Source organism: Kitasatospora sp. NPDC057738, from assembly GCF_042798815.1.
Classification (GTDB): domain Bacteria; phylum Actinomycetota; class Actinomycetes; order Streptomycetales; family Streptomycetaceae; genus Kitasatospora; species Kitasatospora lactacystinica.
Genome location: NZ_JBHVJT010000076.1, coordinates 1 through 22830, shown reverse-complemented (window position 1 = coordinate 22830; position 22830 = coordinate 1). Strand labels below are relative to the sequence as shown.

General features: G+C 73.4%; 18 protein-coding genes. 14 read left to right on the top strand and 4 right to left on the bottom strand.

What is annotated here, in order from left to right:
• Nucleotides 1–109 precede the first annotated feature (109 nt).
• Complete coding sequence (locus tag ACFVGO_RS31840) at nucleotides 110–1591, bottom strand: SulP family inorganic anion transporter (protein WP_380635559.1); 1482 nt, start codon at nucleotides 1589–1591, stop codon at nucleotides 110–112.
• 824 nt (nucleotides 1592–2415) lie between these two features.
• Between ACFVGO_RS31840 and gcl the strand changes: the two genes are divergently transcribed.
• The 4 genes from gcl to ACFVGO_RS31820 all read left to right on the top strand — a co-directional run bounded on the left by gcl (nucleotide 2416) and on the right by ACFVGO_RS31820 (nucleotide 7855).
• The gene (gene gcl / locus ACFVGO_RS31835) at nucleotides 2416–4197 is read left to right on the top strand and encodes a glyoxylate carboligase (protein WP_359913804.1); all 1782 of its coding nucleotides are present in this window, start codon (nucleotides 2416–2418) and stop codon (nucleotides 4195–4197) included.
• A gap of 210 nt (nucleotides 4198–4407) precedes the next feature.
• Entirely contained in the window at nucleotides 4408–4896 is a 489-nt protein-coding gene (locus ACFVGO_RS31830; protein ID WP_359913807.1) for a glutathione peroxidase, read from the top strand.
• A gap of 244 nt (nucleotides 4897–5140) precedes the next feature.
• Complete coding sequence (locus ACFVGO_RS31825) at nucleotides 5141–6346, top strand: hypothetical protein (protein ID WP_380354582.1); 1206 nt, start codon at nucleotides 5141–5143, stop codon at nucleotides 6344–6346.
• A 240-nt stretch (nucleotides 6347–6586) separates the two neighbouring features.
• Complete coding sequence (locus ACFVGO_RS31820; protein WP_380354556.1) at nucleotides 6587–7855, top strand: metallophosphoesterase; 1269 nt, start codon at nucleotides 6587–6589, stop codon at nucleotides 7853–7855.
• A gap of 58 nt (nucleotides 7856–7913) precedes the next feature.
• Here the strand turns inward: ACFVGO_RS31820 and ACFVGO_RS31815 are convergent, their stop codons facing one another.
• Complete coding sequence (locus tag ACFVGO_RS31815) at nucleotides 7914–8837, bottom strand: LysR substrate-binding domain-containing protein (RefSeq protein WP_359913813.1); 924 nt, start codon at nucleotides 8835–8837, stop codon at nucleotides 7914–7916.
• Between the two features lie 96 nt (nucleotides 8838–8933).
• On the opposite strand from ACFVGO_RS31815, the gene ACFVGO_RS31810 reads away from it, so the two are divergent.
• The 6 genes from ACFVGO_RS31810 (at nucleotide 8934) to ACFVGO_RS31785 (ending at nucleotide 14203) form a co-directional block, all read left to right on the top strand.
• On the top strand, nucleotides 8934–9638 hold the full coding sequence (locus tag ACFVGO_RS31810; protein WP_380354559.1) for a succinate dehydrogenase cytochrome b subunit: 705 nt from the start codon (nucleotides 8934–8936) through the stop codon (nucleotides 9636–9638).
• Nucleotides 9639–9679: 41 nt separating this feature from the next.
• Entirely contained in the window at nucleotides 9680–11623 is a 1944-nt protein-coding gene (locus tag ACFVGO_RS31805) for a fumarate reductase/succinate dehydrogenase flavoprotein subunit (protein ID WP_380635556.1), read from the top strand.
• Nucleotides 11620–12357, top strand: a complete 738-nt coding sequence (locus ACFVGO_RS31800; RefSeq protein WP_380635506.1) for a succinate dehydrogenase/fumarate reductase iron-sulfur subunit — start codon at nucleotides 11620–11622, stop codon at nucleotides 12355–12357. Before ACFVGO_RS31805 ends, ACFVGO_RS31800 begins: the two co-directional genes overlap by 4 nt.
• A 336-nt stretch (nucleotides 12358–12693) precedes the next feature.
• Nucleotides 12694–12999, top strand: coding sequence for a hypothetical protein (locus tag ACFVGO_RS31795; protein WP_359913821.1), 306 nt, complete (start codon nucleotides 12694–12696; stop codon nucleotides 12997–12999).
• A 149-nt stretch (nucleotides 13000–13148) separates the two neighbouring features.
• Nucleotides 13149–13838, top strand: a complete 690-nt coding sequence (locus ACFVGO_RS31790; protein ID WP_380635503.1) for a DUF6232 family protein — start codon at nucleotides 13149–13151, stop codon at nucleotides 13836–13838.
• On the top strand, nucleotides 13835–14203 hold the full coding sequence (locus tag ACFVGO_RS31785; protein ID WP_359913826.1) for a hypothetical protein: 369 nt from the start codon (nucleotides 13835–13837) through the stop codon (nucleotides 14201–14203). Before ACFVGO_RS31790 ends, ACFVGO_RS31785 begins: the two co-directional genes overlap by 4 nt.
• Nucleotides 14204–14236: 33 nt before the next feature.
• Here the strand turns inward: ACFVGO_RS31785 and ACFVGO_RS31780 are convergent, their stop codons facing one another.
• Together ACFVGO_RS31780 and ACFVGO_RS31775 are read right to left on the bottom strand one after the other, a co-directional pair.
• Nucleotides 14237–15199, bottom strand: coding sequence for an alpha/beta fold hydrolase (locus tag ACFVGO_RS31780; RefSeq protein ID WP_380635501.1), 963 nt, complete (start codon nucleotides 15197–15199; stop codon nucleotides 14237–14239).
• Between the two features lie 109 nt (nucleotides 15200–15308).
• Nucleotides 15309–16253 (bottom strand): DUF2797 domain-containing protein, encoded by a 945-nt coding sequence (locus ACFVGO_RS31775; protein WP_380635499.1) that lies wholly within the window; start codon nucleotides 16251–16253, stop codon nucleotides 15309–15311.
• A 220-nt stretch (nucleotides 16254–16473) separates the two neighbouring features.
• On the opposite strand from ACFVGO_RS31775, the gene ACFVGO_RS31770 reads away from it, so the two are divergent.
• The 4 genes from ACFVGO_RS31770 (at nucleotide 16474) to ACFVGO_RS31755 (ending at nucleotide 22784) form a co-directional block, all read left to right on the top strand.
• A complete protein-coding gene (locus ACFVGO_RS31770) occupies nucleotides 16474–16794 on the top strand; it encodes a hypothetical protein (protein ID WP_359913833.1) in 321 nt (106 codons plus the stop codon).
• A gap of 276 nt (nucleotides 16795–17070) precedes the next feature.
• A complete protein-coding gene (locus ACFVGO_RS31765) occupies nucleotides 17071–19212 on the top strand; it encodes a restriction endonuclease (RefSeq protein ID WP_359913835.1) in 2142 nt (713 codons plus the stop codon).
• 174 nt (nucleotides 19213–19386) lie between these two features.
• The gene (locus tag ACFVGO_RS31760) at nucleotides 19387–20157 is read left to right on the top strand and encodes an ABC transporter ATP-binding protein (protein WP_380635495.1); all 771 of its coding nucleotides are present in this window, start codon (nucleotides 19387–19389) and stop codon (nucleotides 20155–20157) included.
• 65 nt (nucleotides 20158–20222) lie between these two features.
• On the top strand, nucleotides 20223–22784 hold the full coding sequence (locus tag ACFVGO_RS31755) for an ABC transporter permease (protein WP_380635493.1): 2562 nt from the start codon (nucleotides 20223–20225) through the stop codon (nucleotides 22782–22784).
• Nucleotides 22785–22830 lie beyond the last annotated feature (46 nt).

The following is a 22830-nucleotide window of genomic DNA, read 5'->3' as shown; positions in this document are numbered from 1 at the left end:
TGCTACATAAAAGTTCGGCATCCGCTTCTTTCTCCTCTTTGTCGTGCCCCCTCCCCTCCTTTTCCCCGGGCCGACCCGGACCAGCGACCAGGCTAGGGAGTGTCCGACCTCAGGCGACGCTCGGCAGCGGCGGGTCGACCGCCAGCGGCGCGGTGGAGCGGGCCCGGTGCTGGGCGGCCCAGGAGACCAGCGCCACCGTGCAGGCGTGGTCCAGGTGGCGCAGCCCGGACCAGTCCAGCTCCACCGGCCGGTCCGCCGGCAGCCGCTCCAGGGTGTCCAGCAGCCGGGGCAGCCGCAGGAAGGTGGCGTTGCCGCTCAGCCGCACCCGGTGCAGCGCCTCCCCGGTCGGCTGCGGCTGCTCCTCCACCGCGATCTGCAGGTGCGAGGTCTGCCAGGCGGACTTGGCCACCGCCAGGCCGACGCCGATCAGCACCCCCTCGAACAGGTCGGTGACGATGATCGCGGCCGCCGTCACCACCAGCACCAGCGCCTCGCCCAGGTGCCCGCGGCAGAGCGCGACGATCCGGCGCAGCGGCACCAGCTTGGCGCCGGCGTGCACCAGGACGGCGGCCAGCGCGGTGAGCGGCACCAGCCCGAGCACGCCGGGCAGCAGCGCGGTGAACAGCAGCAGCCAGCCACCGTGCAGCACCCGCGAGGCCTTGGTGCGCGCGCCGGCCTGGACGTTGGTGGCGCTGCGCACGATCACGGCGGTCATCGGCAGCGCGCCGAGCAGGCCGCAGACGGTGTTGCCGACGCCCTGGGCGGTGAGTTCGCGGTCGTAGTGGGTGCGCGGGCCGTGGTGCATCCGGTCGACGGCGGCGGCGCTGAACAGCGTCTCGGCGGAGGCGATCAGGGTGAAGGCGACGACCGTGCCGAGCCCGGCGGTACCGGCCAGGGCGGTCAGCGACTCGCGGTCGGGCAGGTGCACCACGTCGAACAGTCCGGCCACCCGGATCCTGGCCACCGGCAGGTCGGCGACCGCGGTGACGGCGGCGGCCAGTCCGACGGCGGCCAGCGGGGCGGGGACGGCCCGGGCGGCGCGCTCCGGCAGGTACTTCCAGCCGACCAGGACCAGCAGGGTGCCGAGGCCGAGGGCGACCGCGCTCGGGCTGGCCGCCGCGGTCAGCACGTCTCCCAGCAGGGCGGGCAGGCCGGCGATCTTCTCCGGCCCGGTGGCGGGGGCGCGGCGGTCGGCGAGCGCGTAGAGCTGGCCGAACACCAGGGTCAGTCCGATGCCGGCCAGCATGCCGTGCACCACCGAGGCGGACATCGCCCGGAACCAGCGGCCGAGCCGCAGGGCGCCCATCGCCAGCTGGAGCAGGCCGGTGGCGAGCACCAGCAGGCCGAGCGCGCCGACGCCGAAGCGGTGGACGGCGTCGGCGACCAGGACGGTCAGCCCGGCGGCGGGACCGCTGACCTGGAGGCTGCTGCCGGGCAGCAGGCCGGCGACCAGGCCGCCGACGATCCCGGTGACCAGCCCGAGTTCGGCCGGGACGCCGGAGGCGACGGCGACGCCGACGCAGAGCGGGAGGGCGACCAGGAACACCACCAGCGAGGCCGGCAGGTCATGGCGCCAGGGGATTGCGCGCAGGACGGCGACCGGGGTGCGGGGCCGGCCCGGCGGGCCGTGCTTGCGGAGGCGGCCCGGCGGGCTGTCGCTCCGGTGGGGCGGCGGGTTCACCCGGTCACCACCAGGGACCGGGCATGGGTGCAGCAGCGCATGGGGACGTTCCTTCCGCGCGCCCGCCGCAGCGGGCGCGCCGTTGCAAGGGCGGGGAGCACGAGGAAGAAGGGGGAAGGGACCGCTCCGGGGGCGGCGACAGCGGTACGGCCGCGGGTCCGGGCGGACCAGAGCGCGGCGGCGGGTGTCGGGTCGGTGCGGCCAGGGGGGTGCGTCCCTCGCTCGGGTGCGGCGGACCGGGCACGCTGGTCCTGGACGGGGCCACCGGCGGAGTTCCCCCGCTCCGCGGCGCTCCCAAACCCCCCTGCCGCGGCCTCAGTTGGACATCACGGGCCCGGCGTGCCACCGACGGTACCCAGCGCGGCGGGGCGGGCCAACGACCGGCACCGTCCCTTCACGGCCACTGCACACCGGCTGCGCTTCCCGGCGCGGAGCGTCCGCTTCCCCGGGCACACCAGCGCGACTGCCGTTCGGGCGTGCGAATCCCCGCCGGTCCGGCCGCGCCGCGCGGCCCTGCTCCCGGCCCGTTTCCCGCCCCGCCGCCGCACCGCCGCCGCACCGCCGACGACCCGCCGCCGGCCCCGTCCGGGGCTTCCACATTCTGTTGAACTCCTCTTGACGCCCCGACGGACCCCGCCCTACCGTGTTTCCACATACAGAAACCGTTCTTCCGTATGGTGGAATTCGAGAGATGAGCCCTCCGAGCCACTGCGGGCCGAAGCAGGAGAGATCCGATGCCTCGTATGACAGCCGCCCGCGCGGCCGTGGAGATCCTCAAGCTCGAAGGCGTCGAGGTCGCGTTCGGCGTGCCGGGCGCAGCCATCAACCCGTTCTACGCCGCGCTCAAGGCCTCCGGCGGGATCGGGCACACGCTGGCCCGGCACGTCGAGGGCGCCTCCCACATGGCCGAGGGCTACACCCGCGCCGAGGCCGGCAACATCGGGGTCTGCATCGGCACCTCCGGACCGGCGGGCACCGACATGATCACCGGCCTGTACTCGGCGATCGCCGACTCCGTCCCGATCCTCTGCATCACCGGCCAGGCGCCCGTCGCCCGGCTGCACAAGGAGGACTTCCAGGCCGTCGACATCGCCTCCATCGCGCGGCCGGTCACCAAGGCCGCCACCACCGTGCTGGAGGCCGCGCAGGTCCCCGGCGTGTTCCAGCAGGCCTTCCACCTGATGCGCTCCGGCCGCCCCGGCCCGGTCCTGATCGACCTGCCGATCGACGTCCAGCTCACCGAGATCGACTTCGACCCGGAGGCCTACCAGCCGCTGCCGGTCTACAAGCCGGCCGCCAACCGCACCCAGATCGAGAAGGCCGTCGCGCTGCTCCAGCGGTCCGAGCGCCCGCTGATCGTCGCCGGCGGCGGCGTCATCAACGCCGACGCCTGTGAGCTGCTGCTGGAGTTCGCCGAGCTCACCGGCGTCCCGGTGGTCCCGACCCTGATGGGCTGGGGCATCGTCCCGGACGACCACCGGCTGAACGCCGGCATGGTCGGCCTGCAGACCTCGCACCGCTACGGCAACGAGAACTTCCTCGCCTCCGACTTCGTCCTCGGCATCGGCAACCGCTGGGCCAACCGCCACACCGGCGGCCTGGACGTCTACACCGCGGGCCGCACCTTCGTCCACGTCGACATCGAGCCCACCCAGCTCGGCCGGATCTTCGCCCCGGACCTCGGCATCGCCTCCGACGCCAAGGCCGCGCTGGAACTGTTCGTCGAGGTGGCGCGCGAGCTGCGGGCCGCCGGCACCCTCAAGGACCGCGGCGCCTGGGCCGCCTCCACCCAGGAGCGCAAGGCCCTGCTCCAGCGCCGCACCCACTTCGACGACGTGCCGCTCAAGCCGCAGCGCGTGTACGAGGAGATGAACAGGGCCTTCGGCCCGGAGACCCGCTACGTCACCACCATCGGCCTGTCCCAGATCGCCGGCGCGCAGCTGCTGCACGTCTACCGGCCGCGGCACTGGATCAACTGCGGCCAGGCCGGCCCGCTCGGCTGGACCGTCCCGGCCGCGCTGGGCGTCGCCACCGCCGACCCCGGGGGCCAGGTCGTCGCGCTCTCCGGCGACTACGACTTCCAGTTCATGATCGAGGAGCTGGCGGTCGGCGCCCAGCACCGCATCCCGTACGTCCACGTGCTGGTGAACAACTCCTACCTGGGCCTGATCCGCCAGGCGCAGCGCAACTTCGACATCGACTACCAGGTCAACCTGGAGTTCGAGAACGTCAACTCCCCGGAGCTGGGCGGCTACGGCGTCGACCACGTCAAGGTCGTCGAGGGCCTGGGCTGCAAGGCGATCCGGGTCACCGAGCCGCAGGGCCTGCTGCCCGCGTTCGAGGAGGCCAAGAAGCTGGCCGCGGAGTTCCGCGTCCCGGTGGTGGTCGAGGCGATCCTGGAGCGGGTCACCAACATCTCGATGGCCGCCGCCGACATCGACAAGGTCAACGAGTTCGAGGAGACGGCCACCCTCCCGGAGCACGCCCCGACGGCCGTCAGGCCGCTGGCGCTCTGAACGCGCGCTCGACCCGCGGCCGACCCGCTCCGAACGCGCCGCGGCCGCTCGCGCGCACCGGTCGTGCGGGGGCGGACGAGCCGCTCCGTGCGCCCCCACGCGCCCCCGCACCCGGAACACCGGCACGCCGACCGCGGTTGATCAGGTCACGGCCGCTACCGTGGCCCCGGAAGAGGCCCGGCCCGACGACTCCCCGAAAGGACCACTCCCGTGAGCCTGTACGACATCCCGCTGCGCACCCTCGACGGCGCGGCCACCTCGCTGGCCGACCACAAGGGCAAGGCGCTGCTCATCGTCAACGTCGCCTCCCGGTGCGGCCTGACCCCGCAGTACGAGGGCCTGGAGCGGCTCCAGCAGCGGTACGCCGGGCGCGGGTTCACCGTGCTGGGCTTCCCCTGCAACCAGTTCGCCGGGCAGGAGCCGGGCAGCGCCGAGGAGATCCGCACCTTCTGCTCCACCACCTACGGCGTGACCTTCCCGCTGTTCGAGAAGATCGACGTCAACGGCGAGGACCGCCACCCGCTGTACGCCAAGCTCACCGGGGTCGCCGACGCGTCCGGCGAGGCCGGGGACGTCTCCTGGAACTTCGAGAAGTTCCTGATCTCCCCGGACGGCACCGTCGTCGCGCGCCTGCGCCCCCCGGTCGACCCGGAGGCGCCGGAGCTGATCACCGCGATCGAGGCCGCACTGCCGGCCTGACCGCGCGCACCACGAAGGCCCGGGGCCCGTTAGAACCCGAGCAGCCCCGGGCCTTCGCCGTGCGCGCACCCGGGGAGAGGGCGCCGGCGGCCGGGCCGAAGGGCCGGGCGCCGTGTCGGCTCCGGCCCGCACCGGCGGCTGTTCCGGGGTCCGCGCCGGCCCTCCTCGGGGTGTTGCGGACATGCTCAACGCGCCCTACCGTGTGTGACCCCGTTGATCCATTTCACACGGAGGGCTCACCTTGATGTTCCGTCAAGTCAGAACAGCGGCACGAGCGCTGCTCGCGGCCGGACTGCTCGTCACCGGCACGATCGCCGGCGCCTCGCCGGCGGCGGCCGCTGCGGCGCCGACGGCCCTGACCGCGTCCGACTACACCCTCACCTCGGACTACCACCAGTACGACACCCTCAACTCGGCGCTCGCCACGACGCTGGGGACCTCCGCCGTGCACACGGTGATGGAGAACGCGAACCACGACCGGCAGCCGCTCCCCGCGTCCTTCTCCGTGGCCGGCCTGTCCACCGGCTTCCGGTTCGACGACGGCGACAACTCCGACTGCCAGAGCTTCCCCCAGGGCATCACCACGAGCCGGGACGCCGTGGGGACGGCGAACAGCGGCAACTACGACGGCCACCAGCTCGTGCTGGTGAGCTGGTACACCAAGGACGGCTGCGACGGCGCCCAGCAGCGCAGCCGGATCACCCTGGCCGACTGGGACGCCACCTACCCCAACAAGTACCGCAAGATCCTCCTGGTGGAGCCGACCGGAACCGCGGCCGCGCCGGACTTCAAGGACATCCCGATCCACGCCGGCGGCGTCTCCTGGTACGGCGACTACCTCTACGTCGCCGACACCGGCCGCGGCATGCGCGTCTTCGACATGCGCAAGATCCTCAACACCGACACCGGCGGCACCGCCGACCAGATCGGCCGCCAGTCCGGCTCCGTCTACTACGCCCACAACTACGCGTACGTGCTGCCCCAGATCGGCACGGTCACCGCGCAGGCCGCCACCGGACCCAAACTGGTGTGGTCGTCGATCTCCCTCGACCGGGTCAGCAAGTCGATGGTGATGACGGAGTACACCTGCCAGGCGAACTGCGTCGACTACCCCAACCGCCCGCCGAGGGCCGTCCGCTTCCCCTTCGACTCCGGGGCGACGACGTTCGCGGCGACGACGACCGCCGGCCAGGCCCTCCAGCTGCCCTGGTACAACCTCAACGGCGTGGCCTCCCACAACGGCCGCTGGTGGTTCAACTCCTCGGGGCAGAAGAAGCTCTACTACTGGACCCCGACCGCCGGCCCCTCGACCTTCGCCTGGGTGGGCGGCGGCGAGAGCCTCTCGTACTGGGAGGACGCCACCGAGCCCGACCTGCTGTGGTCGCTGCAGGAGACCGCGGGCGGACGCAACGTCTTCGCGGTCACCCAGTCCACCTACGGCGGCGGCTGAGCCCCGGGCTCAGGCCCGAGTTCACGGACCGGCGCCGCGACGGCGTCCGCGGTGACGATGCTCCGGCCCCGGGCCGGGGCCTCGTCACTGCCCCGTCCCGGCGCCGTCGCGGCCTCGTGGCGCACGGACCGGATGACGAGGGCGGCCCCTGGCGGGCCCGGCGGCAACGGTCTGCCGGATGATGGGGAGCGAGGGCACGGCAGCGGATGTGAGGGCAACGCGGTGACAGCAGGCGAATCCATGGAGTTGGAGTCGGGACACCGGTCGGCGGACCGCGAGGGCCCGGAGACCGTCGTGGCCGCTCCCCGGCCCGCGGCGGGCACGGAGCCCCCGGGCGGGGGTGCGCGGCGCCGGCGTTCCCTGGTCCGGCGGCTGACGGTCCTCGTGCTCGTCCTCGTCCTCCTGTGCCTCCCGCCCTGGTGGACGCTGTTCGCCTCCGGCGCCGACTGGCCGTTCCCGGTCTTCCTGGCCGGCACGGTCGTCCTCGCCGGCTGGCTGGTCTCCTTCCCCTTCCTGATGGTCGCGGGCCACGGGCGGCGGCGCAGCGACCGGGCCGCCCGCGTCGCGGACACCAGCCTCGGGATGATCTGGGTGCTGTTCACCTGGTCGGTGCTGGGCGGCGCGGTGAACCTGGTGCTCGTCGGGCTCGACGTCGGCGGCACCGACCGGGCCAGGGCGGTGGCCGTGGCCGTCGCCCTGGTCTCGGCCGGGCTGCTGGGCTGGGGGCACCACGAGGCGATGCGGGTGCCCCGGGTGAAGCGGGTGGACGTGCACGTCCCGCGGCTCGGCGCCGGCCTGGACGGGACCCGGGTCGTGGTGCTGGCCGACACCCACTACGGGCCGATCGACCGGGCTGCCTGGTCGGCGCGGGTCACCGAGGCGGTCAACGCGCTCGACGCGGACGTCGTGGTCCACGCCGGCGACATCGCCGACGGCACCCCCGCCCAGCGCCGGGAGCAGTCCGCGCCGCTCGGGACGATCCGGTCGCGGCTGGCCAGGGTCTACGTCACGGGGAACCACGAGTACGGCAGCGAGGCCCAGGGCTGGCTGGACCGGATGGCGGACCTGGGCTGGGAGCCGCTGCACAACCGCCACGTGGTGGTGGAGCGCGGCGGGGACGCCCTCGTGCTCGCCGGCGTGGACGACGTGACCGCGGAGTCCTCCGGCCTGGCCGGACACCGTGCGAACCTGCTCGGCGCACTGGCGGGGGCGGACCCGGCCCTGCCGGTGCTGCTCGTCGCCCACCAGCCCAAGTACGTCCCGCAGGCCGCTGCCGCCGGCATCGACCTGCAGGTCTCCGGGCACACCCACGGCGGCCAGATCTGGCCGTTCAACTTCCTCGTCCGCATCGATCAGCCGGTGGTGCACGGCCTGAGCCGGCACGGGGAGCGGACCCAGCTCTACACCAGCCGCGGCACCGGCTTCTGGGGCCCGCCCTTCCGGGTCTTCGCCCCGAGCGAGATCACCCTGCTCACGCTGCGCTCGGGCGGAACCCCGCCCGCCGCGTAGCGGGCCCGTCGCCCGCCGGATCCGCTGACGGGAGCGCCCCGCCGGCTCTCGACGGGGCTCACGGCAGCAACAGCCGGGTGCCCGGAGGCAGTTCGCCGTCGCGTGCGGCGTCGCGCAGGTGCGCCAGCAGGGTCTCCCGCAGGGCCTCCGCCGCGCGGGTGGGCGGCACCTCGTGGCCGTGCGCGACGGCGATGGTGCGGCCGAGGCCGGGCCCGGCGAACCCGGTCACCGCGAGGCCGGAGCGGGCGGCCACCATGCCGGGGACGACGGCGGGCCCGAGCCCGGCCCGGACGAAGCCCAGCACCGCGTCCATCTCGCCGCCCTCCACCGCGAACCGCGGCTCGAACCCGGCCGCCCGGCAGGCCGCCAGGGTCGCCTCCCGGACGTCGTAGCCCTCCCGGAACATCACCAGCGGCCGGTCCTTCAGCTCCGTCACCCGGACCTTGCGCCGGGCCCGCCCCTCGGCGGCGACCAGCACCAGTTCCTCGTGCAGCAGTTCGGTGACCGCCAGCGCGGGCTCCTGCTCCCCGCCCGGCCGGGTGATGATCAGCGCGAGGTCCAGCTCCCCCGCCGCCAGCCAGCCGACCAGATCGCGCGAGCCGCCCTCCCGGACCACCAGCGTCACCCCCGGGTAGCGGTCCCGGAAGACCCGCAGCACGTCCGGCACCAGGCTGGTGCACAGGCTGGGCGGCGCGCCCAGCCGGACCCGGCCGCGGCGCAGCTGGACCGTCTCCTGCACGGCCAGCCGGGCGCTCTCGGTGTCCGCGAGGATGCGCCGGGCCAGCGGCAGCAGGGCGTCCCCGGCGTCGGTCAGCGCGATGTTGCCCCGGGTGCGGTGGAACAGTTCGGCGCCCAACTCCCGCTCCAGCGAACGGATCTGCTGCGAGAGCGACGGCTGGGCGACGTGCGCCGCCTCGGCGGCCCGGGTGAAGTGCCGGGTCTCGGCGACGGCCAGGAAGTAGCGGAGTTGCTGGAGCTGCACGGGGCCAGGATAGGCCGCATCGATAGTCGGTGCCTATCGTCACGAGCCGCATCATGTCTTGGACGCACCCGACCCGCCGTCCCTACCGTTGCAGCCATGACAACCGCGACTCGGACGGCCCGGCACCCGTCCACCCTGGCGACCCTGTGGCGGTCGACCGTCGGCAAGAAGGCGGTCATGGCCGTCACCGGACTGGCCATGCTGCTGTACCTGGTCGCACACATGCTGGGGAACCTCAAGGTGTTCTTCGGCCCGGACGACATCAACGGCTACGCGGCCTGGCTGCGCACCATCGGACAGCCCTTCCTGGGCCACGAGTGGTTCCTGTGGATCGCCCGGGCCGGCCTGCTGGCCGCCGTGGTGCTGCACGGCGTCTCCGCGTACCAGCTCAGCCGCCGTGACCTCGCGGCCCGCCCGAGCCGGTACGTGCACAAGCGCCGCCGGGCGAGCTACGCGACGAGGACCATGCGCTGGGGCGGGGTGATCCTGGCGCTGTTCATCGTCTGGCACGTCCTGGACCTCACCACGCTGACCGTGAACCCGGCCGCCGAGCACGGCCACCCGTACCAGAACATCGTGGCCTCCTTCGGCCGCTGGTACGTCGACGTGTTCTACGTCGTCGCGATGCTGGCCGTCGGCCTGCACATCCGGCACGGGTTCTGGAGCGCCGCGCAGACCCTCGGCGCCAACAACGCCCGCCGCGACCGGGCGCTCAAGCTGATCGCGAACGGCCTGGCCCTGGTGCTGACGGCCGGGTTCCTGTCCGTCCCCGTGGCCGTGATGACCGGAGTCGTGAAGTGAGCAGTCGTGAAGTGAGCAGTGGTGAAGTGAGCAGTGCTGACATGAGCTACCTGGAGTACACCCTCGGCGAGCCGGTCGCCGACACCAGGGCCCCCGCCGGCCCGATCGAACAGCGCTGGGACCAGCGGCGGTTCGACGCCAAGCTGGTCAACCCGGCCAACCGGCGCAAGCACACCGTGATCGTGGTCGGCACCGGCCTGGCCGGCGGCGCGGCCGGCGCCACCCTGGCCGAACAGGGCTACCACGTCGTCCAGTTCTGCTTCCAGGACTCCCCCAGGCGCGCCCACTCGATCGCCGCCCAGGGCGGCATCAACGCGGCCAAGAACTACCGCAACGACGGCGACTCGATCCGCCGGCTGTTCTACGACACCGTCAAGGGCGGCGACTTCCGCGCCCGCGAGTCCAACGTGCACCGGCTGGCCCAGGTGTCGGTGGAGATCATCGACCAGTGCGTGGCCCAGGGCGTGCCCTTCGCCCGCGAGTACGGCGGCCTGCTCGACACCCGGTCCTTCGGCGGCGTGCAGGTCTCCCGGACCTTCTACGCCCGCGGCCAGACCGGCCAGCAGCTGCTGCTCGGCGCCTACCAGGCGCTCTCCCGGCAGATCGCCGCCGGGAACGTGGAACTGCACCCGCGCACCGAGATGCTCGACCTGCTGGTGGTCGACGGCCGGGCCCGCGGCATCGTCGCCCGCGACCTCGTCACCGGCGAGATCCGCAGCTACACCGCGGACGCCGTGGTGCTCGCCAGCGGCGGCTACGGCAACGTGTTCTACCTCTCCACCAACGCCAAGAACTCCAACACCACCGCGATCTGGCGGGCGCACCGGCGCGGCGCGTACTTCGCCAACCCGTGCTTCACCCAGATCCACCCGACCTGCATCCCGCGCTCCGGCGACCACCAGTCCAAGCTCACCCTGATGAGCGAGTCGCTGCGCAACGACGGCCGGATCTGGGTGCCCAAGGCACAGGGCGACACCCGGCCGCCGGCCGAGATCCCCGAGGAGGAGCGGGACTACTACCTGGAGCGGATCTACCCGTCGTTCGGCAACCTGGTGCCCCGCGACATCGCCTCCCGGGCCGCCAAGAACGTCTGCGACGAGGGCCGCGGCGTCGGCCCCGGCGGCCAGGGCGTCTACCTGGACTTCGCCGACGCGATCCGCCGGATGGGCCGGGACGCCGTCGAGGCCAGGTACGGCAACCTCTTCGAGATGTACGAGCGGATCACCGCCGAGGACCCGTACCGGGTGCCGATGCGGATCTACCCGGCGATCCACTACACGATGGGCGGGCTCTGGGTCGACTACGACCTGCAGACCACCGTCCCCGGCCTGTTCGCGATCGGGGAGGCCAACTTCTCCGACCACGGCGCCAACCGGCTCGGCGCCAGCGCCCTGATGCAGGGCCTGGCCGACGGCTACTTCGTGCTGCCGCCGACCATCAACGACTACCTGGCCCGCAACCCGCTGCCGACCGTACCCGCCGACCACCCGGTGCTCGCCGAGGTGGAGGCCGAGGTCGAGGACCGGCTCAACCTGATCCTCGCGGTGGACGGCGACCGCACCCCGGACTCCTTCCACCGCGAACTCGGCGAACTGCTCTGGAACGAGTGCGGGATGGCCCGCGACGAGGCCGGACTGCGGCGGGCGCTGGAGCGGATCCCGCAACTGCGCGAGGAGTTCTGGCGCCGGATCAAGGTGCCCGGCACCGGGCAGGAGCTCAACCAGTCGCTGGAGAAGGCCAACCGGCTCGTCGACTACTTCGAACTGGCCGAACTGATGTGCCTGGACGCACTGCACCGCGCCGAATCCTGCGGCGGCCACTTCCGCACCGAGAGCCAGACCCCCGACGGCGAGGCCGCCCGCCGCGACGAGGACTTCTCCTACGCCGCCGCCTGGGAGTTCACCGCCACCGGCGCGGCACCCGTCCTCCACCGCGAGGAACTCGACTTCGAGCACGTCCACCCCACCCAGCGGAGCTACGCGTGAACCTCACCCTGCGCATCTGGCGCCAGGCCGGCCCGGCCGCACCCGGCTCGATGACCACCTACCAGGTCAGCGGGATCAGCCCGGACATGTCCTTCCTGGAGATGCTGGACACCCTCAACGAAGAACTGATCACCCGCGGCGACCAGCCGGTCGCCTTCGACCACGACTGCCGCGAGGGCATCTGCGGCGCCTGCGGCATGGTCATCAACGGCCGGGCGCACGGCCCCGAGCGCACCACCACCTGCCAGCTGCACATGCGGCACTTCCAGGACGGCGACACCATCGACGTCGAGCCCTGGCGGGCGGCGGCCTTCCCGGTGGTCAAGGACCTGGTGGTGGACCGCTCGGCCTTCGACCGGATCATCGGCTCCGGCGGCTACATCACCGCCCCCACCGGCAGCGCCCCCGAGGCGCACGCCACACCCGTCCCCAAGGAGGTCGCCGACACCGCCTTCGAGCACGCCGAGTGCATCGGCTGCGGCGCCTGTGTGGCGGCCTGCCCGAACGGCTCGGCGATGCTCTTCACCTCCGCCAAGGTGGTGCACCTCAACGTGCTGCCGCAGGGCGCGCCGGAACGGGCCGCCCGGGTGCGGAACATGGTCTCGGCCATGGACGCCGAGGGCTTCGGCGGCTGCACCAACACCGGCGAGTGCGCCACCGCCTGTCCCAAGGGCATCCCGCTGCCCAGCATCGCGGCGATGAACCGGGAGTTCCTGCGGGCCGCCCGCGGCTGACGACTCCCCTCCTGCGGTCGGCCCCCGCTCTGGTGCTCAGGCGGGGGCCGACACTTGCTACGGCGGGGCGTGCGGCGGGGGTTCGCGCTACCCGTACGGGTGGCGGATCCCGGCGGGCGGTGCTTCCTGACGGAGAATCGCGCTACGGTGGTGCTCCGCCACGGAAGGACGGCATATGCCCGAGGTTCAGTCCTGTTCCGGTTGCGGCGGGTCCGGGGGGACCCAGAAGACCGAGGCAACGGTCGAACTGGACGAGGAAGGAAGCATGGTGCCCAGCGTCCACACGTTCTGGTCGCCCTGCGGTCGGTGCCACGGATCCGGGACGGTGATCGTCGGATGAGGTTCGTCTTCGAGTGCGTCGAGTGCGGTGGGCACTACCTGCCGCCCGAGGAGATGGTGTACCCGGACGGGCCGGCCTCGCCGGTCTGGTGCACCGCCTGCCAGAGCGCCAAGCACGCCGCCGGTGTCCGGGAGGACCCGCTGCTCGCCCGGGTCGCCTTGGCCGCCGCCCGGGCCGCGCTGGCCGGGCGGGCCGCGGAGGCGGCCGAGCAGCCGGCCCGCGCCGACGTCCGCCCGTCCCGCCCGCCGCTGTCCCGCCGGGCCCGCTCCGGCCCGGGCGTGCTGCGCGGCAAGCTGAGCTGACGGCCCGCGACCGGCGGGGCCAGGGGCTCACGGCGCCCGCCGGGGCATACGAACCGACGATATGTCAGTTACCGGGCACGACAATGAACTTGTGCAGACCCGGAGCGTGCTGGCACATTGTCCTCCCCTGCACGACAGCCTTGGGGGACATGGCCATGCAGCCGACCGATCCTGCCGATTCGCCCCGAGCCGGCCAGACCGGCTCCTTCCCGTTCGTTCCGCCGCCTCCGCCCGGCGGGCCGCCGACACCGGCCCCGTTCGGGCCGCCACCGCCCACCGCCCCGCCGCCGGCCTTCGCGAGCGGTCCCAGCGGCGCCCCGACCACCACCCGCGTCGCGGTCACCAACCGCATCCTCTGGATCGGGCAGGCCGCGTACCCGCTGGCCAACGTGGCCCGGGTCGGCACCTCCCTGATCGTGCCCGGCCGGCGCCGCGCGCTCCTGCGGCTGCTCGCCTTCGCCCTGGTCGTCTTCCTGCCCGTGTTCGTGATCGCGCAGGCCGCCGACGGCTCGTCCTCGGAATCCGGGTCCGGCACGCTGGTCCTCGTCGCGGTGATCCTCGTGGCGGTCTACTTCCTGATCTTCACCTGGCCGGTGCTGCGCCGGCCCGACCTGTACGTGCTGGCCGTGGACACGGCCGGCCCGCCGACCGCGGTGCTGGCCTGGCTCACCGCGGAGCCGGCGTTCGAGCTGCAGGCCGTCATCACCCGCGCGATCGAGAACCCGCAGGCCGAGTTCCAGCAGGTCGTCCAGACCATCAGCGTGGACCTGCGGCAGTACCAGTTCGGCGACAGCGTCAACATCTACGGCGGCCAGGGAAACACGGGAGTCAGCAAGTGAACGACAACGAGCGTCCGAACGTCCAGTACGGCGACCGGGTCACCATCCACGGCGGCAGCAACAACGTCGGCATCCAGCACAACAACGGCCCGGCCGCCGACCAGGCCCTGCCGCCGGAGGTCGCCGCGCTGTTCGCCCGGCTCGCCGCCGTGGTCACCGAGCTGGCCCGGGACGGCCGGCTCCACGAGGCGGACCGGCAGAGCCTCGCCGAGGCCCTGCCGGTGCTGACCAGCCCCGCCGCGGAGGAACCGGGCCGCCGGCGCAACACCCTGCTGCTGCTGGCCGGCCTGGCCCAGAGCGTCGGCGAGGCGGCCGCCCCGGCGCTGGGACTCGCGAACCAGCTCCTGGCCCTGATCAGCGGCTGACCGACCGACCGGCGCCCGCTCGCGGGCGCCGGTCTACGCCGCACCCCTCGCCTTCGTCTCCGTCTCCGGCTTCGTCTCCGTCTCCGTCTCCGCGAGGAAGCGCTGCACCAGGTCGCCGACGGCGTCCGGGGCGTCCTCGGGGCTGTAGTGGCCGACGCCGGGCAGTTCGACGATCCGGCCGCGGGGGAACGCCTCGGCGAACAGCGGCAGGAAGTGCCGGGCGGCGAGGGTCCGGTCGGCCGTGCCCCACAGGGCGAGCGCGGGCAGGGCGGCGAGCGCCGCGCGGGCCTCGCCGCCCGGAGTCTCGAAGGTGTGCGCCCCGGTCGCGAAGCCCTCCGCCCAGCCGATCGCGCCCGCGGCCTCCGCGCGGGAGGGGAAGGCCGCTCCGTAGGCGGCCAGCCAGGTGTCCGTGATCAGGGCGTTGTTCTGGAAGCCGTTGAGCTTCAGGATGCTGAGGATCGTGTGGCCGAGTTCACCGAGGACGGCGGCCAGGCTGCCGTCGGCGTGCGCCCGGGCGATCCAGCCGAACCACGGGGACTCGGCCGCGTTGGCGGCGAGCGCCGCGCCGAGGCCGGGCTGGCCGAAGGGCGTGGGTCCGTTGACGCTCACCACCCGGGCGATCAGATCGGGGCGGCGGGCGGCCAGGCCCATGCCGACCGGTCCGCCGAAGTCGTGGAGGACCAGGGTGAGTTGGCGCAGGCCGAGGTCCAGGACCAGCGCCTCCAGGTTGTCGACGTGGTCCTGCAGCCGGTAGCCGCGCCCGGCCGGGGTGGCGCTCTTGCCGAACCCCATGTGGTCGGGGGCGATCACCCGGTGGGTCGGGGCCAGGCGGCGGATCAGGTCCCGGAAGAGGTAGCCCCAGGTGGGTTCGCCGTGCAGGCAGAGCACGACGGGGCCGGCGCCCTCGTCCACGTAGTGCAGGGGGAAGCCGGGAGCCGTGCTGAAGTGCGGTCGGTACGGGAAGGTGCCGTCGAAGGTCTCGTGGGCAGCGATCATGGTTTGGACCCGCTCCAAAGTGGTAGCAAATTAAAACCGCAAGGCCGAGGCCAGGCCCTTGCGGTTTTATTACGCAACCATGCTGGTCGGGGCGGTTCCGCGAACGCTCTCAGAACAGCGCCTCCTGGGTGTCCGGCTCCGGCGGACGCAGTCGCTCGCGCAGGGTCAGGCCCGTGGAACCGCGGCCTGTGACCGGGCCGAGCGTCCAGCCGGTGAGCAGCCGGGTGTCCAGCAGCAGCGGGCCGGAGCCGTCCGCCTGGTCGAGGAAGAGGTGCCGGCCCACCGGCGGCCGGAGCCGGCCCGCGACGACCGCGCCGTCGGCCAGCCCGACGATCTCCCGGTACGCCGCCGGGGCGCCGCCGGCCAGGCCGTAGCGCTCGACGTGGTCGACCACCGGGCGGTCGGCGAGCAGCTCCACGGCATGGCCGTCCAGCAGCCGGTGCGCCTGCGCGCGGGCCTCGGCGAGCACCGTACGGCGGTACGGGGCGTCGCCGTGCGACCACCAGTGCTCGGTCTTGAGCCGGGACTTGTACCGCTCGCGGGCCAGGCCCGAGGCGGCGACGGTGAGTTCGGCGCGCCGGACCGCCGGCAGGGCGCCGCGGGCGGTGAACGCGTAGGCCAGCGCGCCCTGTTCGAGCAGCCGGCTGTCGCCGCGCTGCTCGGCGGTGAGGCCGACCTTGAGCAGGCCCTCGCCGAACCAGGCGAGGTAGAGCAGGTAGGTGCGGCCGTCGTCGAGGATCTGGTCCCGGGCGAGGGCGAGGCCGCGGTCCACGCTCTGGCACGCCGGGCACTGGGTCGCCCCGCCGGCCGGATCGATCACCGCGTGGTGCGGGCAGGGCGTGCGCTCCGTCGCCCCCGCCAGCCAGGCCCCGACGCAGCGGCGCGGGCCGCCCAGCAGCCAGCCGACCTCCGCCCCCGGCGCCACCTCGCGCTCGTGCACCCGGGTGCCGCACACGGCCCCGAGCAGGGCGCGGCCGTCCTGCCAGCTCAGACCGGTGGAGATCCAGCCGGCGGGGCGCCCCCGGGGCTCCGGGTGCTGCGGGGGGATCGTCACGTCTCTCCTTGCCGTCGGTAGCCGTCGAGACTACCCGGTGCCACCGACGGGCCGGCCGCTCCGGCGGAGCCTCCGGGCCCTGGTGGGCGGGCGGCGGCCGGACCTCCGCTCGAACCCCGCTCGACGGGCCCTCGGGTCGACGTGACCCCGTCAAAATGCACGGCTAGCGTCCTCGGCAGTGAATCCCTCACGAACGATCCCCCTCGGGAAGGGAACAGCCATGCGCATTCTCCAGCGTGCCGCCGCCACCACCGGCGCTCTCGCCCTCGCCGCCTCGGGCCTGCTCCTGGCCGCCGGCCCGGCCTCGGCCACCACGACCGCGTTGAGCTGCAACGCGCCGTCCTACTTCACCGGCAGCGGCGGCCACGCGGGCGCCTCGATCCGCTGCGTCGGCTCGGCCTTCACCGGCCGGATCGTCTGTTACAAGCCGGGCTACGGCAACTACACCCACTACGGCAACCGCGCCGAGTCCGGCGGCACCTCGACCACCTGGTGCGACCTCGGGGCGACCATCCAGAAGGCCGACGCCGTCTCCTCCTGACCCTGCGACAGCACGGCGCGGGAGACCGCGGGCCTGTCCGGCGACACACCGCCGGGCGGGCCCGCGTCGGTTTTCCACCGCCTCGGCCGCCACGCCCTCCGGCGCCGTCGCCCCGCCCGAAAGCCCCGCAGGTCACCGGCGCTTGGCCCGGCGGGGTGTTCACGTTCTATTGTTGCGGGCGCGGTCGGCGGCGCAGCCGGGAGGCGGTGCCGCGGCGGCCGGTCGGCGCGAGGCGAATGGGGTGGACGGACGGTGTCGGGGCGGCGGAGCAGCGGGGTGCTGGCGATCTGGGCGGAGGCGCAGCGACAGCAGCAGCGCCGGGAGGAGGCCCGGTGGCGCGCCGAGGCGGCGGAACTGCGCCGCCGGGAGCGGGAGCAGCGCGAGACGCAGAAGGCGGCGGCCCGCGACGAGCGCGAGGCGCTGCGCGCCCACCAGCAGTCGCGGGAGGCGGAGGTGGCCCGGCGGACGGCCGAACTGGACGCCCGGGTGGAGGAGTTGAGGGGCCTGCTGGCCGCCGGGCTGGCCGCGCCGGCCTTCGGCCCGCAGGCCCTGCTGGCGGCGCCGGCGGTGCCGCCGTTCGATCCGGGTCCGCTGGGCGAGCCGGTGCCGATGCCGGACCAGTCCTCGGCCCGGTACTTCGTGCCGCCGCCGGACCCGGTCCAGGCCCGCAACCCGGGGGTGCGGCAGCAGTACGAGCAGTACCTGGCCCAGGCCCGGGCCCGGTTCGAGCAGGACTGGTACGCCGCCCAGGCCCGGGAGGCGGACCGGCAGCAGCGGCTGGCCGGGTACCACCAGGAGTACCTGGCCTGGGCCGAGCAGTCCCGCCGGCAGCAGGAGGAGCTGGCCGCGCGGACCGAGGAGTTGCTGCGCCGGCTGCGGGCGGGTGAGCCGGAGGCGGTGCAGGAGTACTTCACCGCGGGCCTGTACGCCTCGGCGGCCTGGCCGGAGGGCTTCCCGCACCGGCTGGTGGCGGCGTTCGACGCCGGGAGCCGCCAGCTGGTGGTGGACTGGGAGCTGCCCGGGCCGGACGTGGTGCCGGCCGCCGCCCGGGTGCGGTACGTGAAGTCGGACGACCGCGAGGCCGAGGTGGCCCGCCCGGCGACGGAGCGCAAGGCGCTGTACCGGCAGGTGCTGGCGCAGTCGGCGCTGCGGGTGGCGGCGGAGCTGTTCCGGGCGGACCGGGACGGGCTGCTGGACTCGGTGGTGCTGAACGGCTTCGTCCTCGGCATCGACCCGGCGACCGGCCGGGAGGCCGAGCGCTTCCTGTCCACCCTGACCGCGACCCGGGCCGGCTTCGCCGGACTGGCACTGGACCGGGTGGATCCGCTGGAGTGCTTCCAGGGCCTGGGCGGCCGGCTGTCGGCGCGCCCGGAGCGGCTGGACGAGGTGCGCCCGGACCGGCGGCCGGAGAGCGTCGGCGGGAGCCTGGCCGGGCACGGCGGCGAGGACGAGCCGGACCTGTTCGAGATGGACCCGCTGGAGTTCGAGGACCTGATCGCCGAGCTGTTCCGGCTGCGCGGCTTCCGGGTGATGACCACGGCCCGCAGCGGCGACGTCGGGGTGGACGTGGTGGCGGAGGACCTGGACCCGGTGACCGGCGGCAAGATCGTGATCCAGGCGAAGCGCTACAAGAAGACCGTCCCGCCGACGGCGGTGCGCGACCTGGAGTCCACCGTCCGCCACCACGGCGCGAACAAGGGCATCCTGGTCACCACCGCGGGCTTCGGCCGCGGCTCGTACAGCTACATCGAGGGCAAGCCGCTGACGCTGGTGAGCGGTCCGGAGCTGGTCGTCCTGCTCGCCGAGCAGGGTCTGCGCGGCCGGCTCGGCGGCGGGTCCGGGGAGGCCGGGGCCGCCGCTGCCGCCGCCACCACGGCCGCGAACGGCGGTCCCGAGGGGGCTGGTGAGACCGCCCTCACGGTGAGCTGGCAGAGCCGGACGGCCGGCGGGGACGCGGTGGAGCTGGACGTCACCGCCTTCCTGTGCGCGGGCGGCCGGGTGCTGAGCGACGAGCACTTCGTGTTCTTCAACAGCCCGCAGGACCCGGACGGTTCCGTCCGGCTGCATCCGACCCGCTCGGTGCCGGGCGAGCCGACCCGGGCGGCCCGGCTGGCGCTGGACCTGCACCGGCTGCCGGCCGCCGTCGACGAGGTGGTGGTCGCCGTGTCCACCGAGGAGGAGGAGCACCCGGCGCTGCCGCTCGGCTACGTGCACGGCCTGGCCCTCGCCGCCGCGTACGGGCCGGACGCGGGCGGTCCGGACGCCTGGGCGGGACCGACCGGCGGGGTGCCGGACACCGCGATGCTGCTCGGGGCGTTCCGCCGGGGCGCCGGCGGCTGGGAGTTCAGCCCGTCCGGGCGGGCGGTGACGAACGGTCTGGCCGGGCTGGCTGCGGCCTTCGGCGTGGCGGTCGAGTAGCCGGCCGGAACCAGATCCCTCAGGGGCCGGCGTCATACCTGAGGAGGAGATCGCCCCCGCCACCCCGCCGGGTGGGCGGGGGCCGACCGTCCGCGCGGCATACACATCGCGTTCGAACAGCTTGGGATGATGTTACGGAGTTAAACATTCCGTTAATCCGTTCGAGGAGTCCACGTGACGTTCCCCGCAACCGCCGTCCACACCGGGCGGGCGGCCGCCCGAGCCACCAGCCTGAACAAGGTCTACGGGGAGGGGGAGACCCGCGTCGTCGCCCTCGACAACGTCAGCGTCACCTTCCCCCAGGGCGAGTTCACCGCCATCATGGGCCCGTCCGGCTCCGGCAAGTCCACCCTCATGCACTGCATGGCCGGCCTGGACACCGTCACGTCCGGCTCCTCCACCATCGGCGACACCGAGCTCGTCGGCCTCAAGGACAAGCAGCTCACCCAGCTGCGCCGCGACCACATCGGCTTCATCTTCCAGGCCTTCAACCTGCTCCCCACCCTGACCGCCCTGGAGAACATCACCCTCCCGATGGACATCGCCGGCCGCAAGGTCGACAAGGCCTGGCTCGACCGCGTCGTCGACACCGTCGGCCTCTCCGGCCGCCTCAGCCACCGCCCCTCCCAGCTCTCCGGCGGCCAGCAGCAGCGCGTCGCCTGCGCCCGCGCCCTGGCCGGCAAGCCCGACATCATCTTCGCCGACGAGCCCACCGGGAACCTCGACTCCCGCTCCGGCGCCGAGATCCTCTCCTTCCTGCGCAACTCCGTGCGCGAACTCGGCCAGACCGTCGTCATGGTCACCCACGACCCGGTCGCCGCCTCCTACGCCGACCGCGTCGTCTTCCTCGCCGACGGCCGCATCGTCGACGAACTCCACCACCCCACCGCCGACACCGTCCTGGACCGCATGCGCCGCTTCGACGCCAAGGGCCGCACCAGCTGAGGCCCCCAGCCCTGGCCCCCGAAACGCCACCCGTCCCCGAGTACCCCCAGGACTGACGCCTCCCCATGTTCCGCACCGCACTGCGCAATGTGCTCGCCCACAAGGGCCGGCTGCTGATGACGGTACTGGCCGTCATGCTCGGCACCGCCTTCGTGTCCGGCACGCTGGTCTTCTCCGACACCTTCGGCAACGCGCTGAGGACCCAGAACTCCAAGAGCTACACCGACGTCGCCGTCACGGTCGCCGACCGCGAGGCCCGCAACCTCGGCGACGACCACAGCGAGCAGATCGCCGGCCCGACCCTCACCGAGGAGACCCGTGCCAGGGTCGCCGCGGTGCCCGGCGTCGCCGAGGTCCGCGGCGTGGTCGGCGGCTTCGCCGGCATCGCCGACGCCAAGGGCGCGCTGATCGGCAACGGCTTCTCCACCACCGGCACCAACTACGTGCCGGGTGCCGACGGCACCGACCCGCGCTACCCGCTGGTCGAGGGCCGCGGCCCGAAGGACGCCACCGAGATCGCGCTGGACCGCAAGACCGCCGAGAAGGGCGGCTACAAGGTCGGCGACACCGTCCGGGTCGCGGTCAACGGCCCGGTGATGAAGCTCAAGCTCACCGGCACCCTGACCACCAACGACCCGCGCGTGGTGGCCGGCGGCTCGCTGGCCGCCTTCGACACCGCCACCGCCCAGCGGCTCTACCTGACCCCGGGCCGCTACGCCGAGCTGGACGTCAGGTCCAAGCCGGGCACCGACGACGCCGCGCTGCTCACCGCCGTCAAGCAGGCCGTCCCGCAGGGCGACTTCATCGAGGCGAAGACCGGCCGTGAACTCGCCGCCGAGCAGGACGAGATGATCAGGAAGGGCACCACCGTCCTGACCACCGTCCTGATGGGCTTCGCGGGCATCGCGCTGTTCGTCGGGATCTTCATCATCGCCAACACCTTCACCATGCTGGTCGCCCAGCGCACCAAGGAGCTGGCGCTGCTGCGCGCCGTCGGCGCCACCCGCCGCCAGATCACCCGCTCGGTGCTGATCGAGGCCGTGCTGGTCGGCCTGACCGCCGCGGTGACCGGTCTGCTGGCGGGCATCGGCATCGCCGCCGGACTCAAGTCGCTGCTCAACGGCCCGATGGACGCGAACCTGCCGGACGGCCCGCTGATCATCGCCCCGACCACGGTGGTCGCCGCGCTCGCGGTCGGCGTGCTGGTGACGGTGCTGGCCGCCTGGCTGCCGGCCCGCCGGGCCTCCCGGATCGCCCCGGTGGCGGCGATGAGCTCGGCCGAGCAGCCCGCCACCCAGAAGGGCCTGCGGATCCGCAACGCCATCGGCCTGCTGTTCTCGCTGGCCGGCCTCGCCACGCTGGCCGGAGGTGTGGCCGGCAAGGAGGTCAAGCTGGTCGGCCTCGGCGCCGGCGCGCTGCTGATCGGCGTGTTCGTGCTGACCCCGCTGCTGTCCCGGCCGCTGATCGCGCTGTTCGCCCCGCTGCTGCGCGCCGTGTACGGCGCACCGGGCAAGCTGGCCCAGGAGAACGCGATCCGCAACCCGCGCCGCACCGCCGCCACGGCCTCGGCGCTGACCATCGGCGTCACCCTGATCACCTCGCTGACCGTGATCGGCGCCTCGGTGAACCAGGCGGTGGACAAGGCCGCCGAGACCGACCTCAAGGCCGACTACACGGTCGCGATGCAGAACTTCTCGAAGCTCTCCCCCGAGGTCGCCGCCCAGATCGCCAAGGCGCCCGGCGTCGGCGTGATCAGCACCGAGCGCAGCGTCACCGTCAAGACCGGGCAGAACGGCGAGGACAGCGAGTGGATGACCGCGGTGGACGCCGCGACCATCGACCAGCTGGCCACCGTCAAGGTCAAGGAGGGCTCCGCGGACGCCCTCAAGCAGGGCAGGCTGCTGGTCAGTTCGGGCCGCGCCGAGCACGCCGGCTACAAGGTCGGCGACACCCTCGCCGTCACCTACCCGGACGGCGCCAAGGGCTCGCTGACCGTCGGCGGCATCCTGGAGGCCAACACCGCGCTGGCCTCGGTCATCGTCCCGGAGGCCGTGGTCGGCCCGCACCTCGCGCCCGGCACCGGCCTGGAGAAGGTCCTGGTCAAGGGCACGAACGGCGCGACCGAGGAGCTGAAGCAGGCGCTGCGCGACGCGACCGGCGGCAACCCGCTGATCGCGGTCAAGGGCGCGAAGGAGATCAAGGCGGAGAACCGCCAGATGATCACCGGAATCCTGAACATGATGTACGGCCTGCTCGGCATGTCCGTGGTCATCGCGGTGCTCGGCGTGGTCAACACCATGGCGATGTCGGTGTTCGAGCGCCGCCGGGAGATCGGCATGCTGCGGGCGATCGGCCTGGACCGGCTCGGCATCCGCCGGATGGTCCGGCTGGAGTCGCTGCTGATCGCGCTGTTCGGCGGGCTGGTGGGTGTCGGCCTCGGCATCCTGGTCGCCTGGGCGGGCGTGCGCACGCTGGCGGACAGCCTCAAGGACATCACCACCGTCGTCCCGCCGGTGCAGATCGTCGGCTTCCTGCTCGCGGCCGCCGTGATCGGTCTGCTGGCCGCGCTCTGGCCGGCCCACCGGGCGGCCAGGCTGGACATCCTGGACTCGATCAAGAGCCAGTAGCGGTCCGGAGGTACGGAAGCCCGGAGCCCCCGGGGCGGTTCTCGTC

What these genes read in the sequence shown, in the direction of transcription:
- ACFVGO_RS31790 (WP_380635503.1), top strand. Translation starts at nt 13,149, where the DNA reads ATGGCCATGCAGCCGACCGATCCTGCCGATTCGCCCCGAGCCGGCCAG.
- gcl (WP_359913804.1), top strand. Translation starts at nt 2,416, where the DNA reads ATGCCTCGTATGACAGCCGCCCGCGCGGCCGTGGAGATCCTCAAGCTC.
- ACFVGO_RS31805 (WP_380635556.1), top strand. Translation starts at nt 9,680, where the DNA reads ATGAGCTACCTGGAGTACACCCTCGGCGAGCCGGTCGCCGACACCAGG.
- ACFVGO_RS31825 (WP_380354582.1), top strand. Translation starts at nt 5,141, where the DNA reads ATGTTCCGTCAAGTCAGAACAGCGGCACGAGCGCTGCTCGCGGCCGGA.
- ACFVGO_RS31820 (WP_380354556.1), top strand. Translation starts at nt 6,587, where the DNA reads ATGGAGTTGGAGTCGGGACACCGGTCGGCGGACCGCGAGGGCCCGGAG.
- ACFVGO_RS31795 (WP_359913821.1), top strand. Translation starts at nt 12,694, where the DNA reads ATGAGGTTCGTCTTCGAGTGCGTCGAGTGCGGTGGGCACTACCTGCCG.
- ACFVGO_RS31755 (WP_380635493.1), top strand. Translation starts at nt 20,223, where the DNA reads ATGTTCCGCACCGCACTGCGCAATGTGCTCGCCCACAAGGGCCGGCTG.
- ACFVGO_RS31810 (WP_380354559.1), top strand. Translation starts at nt 8,934, where the DNA reads ATGACAACCGCGACTCGGACGGCCCGGCACCCGTCCACCCTGGCGACC.
- ACFVGO_RS31770 (WP_359913833.1), top strand. Translation starts at nt 16,474, where the DNA reads ATGCGCATTCTCCAGCGTGCCGCCGCCACCACCGGCGCTCTCGCCCTC.
- ACFVGO_RS31780 (WP_380635501.1), bottom strand. Translation starts at nt 15,199, where the DNA reads ATGATCGCTGCCCACGAGACCTTCGACGGCACCTTCCCGTACCGACCG.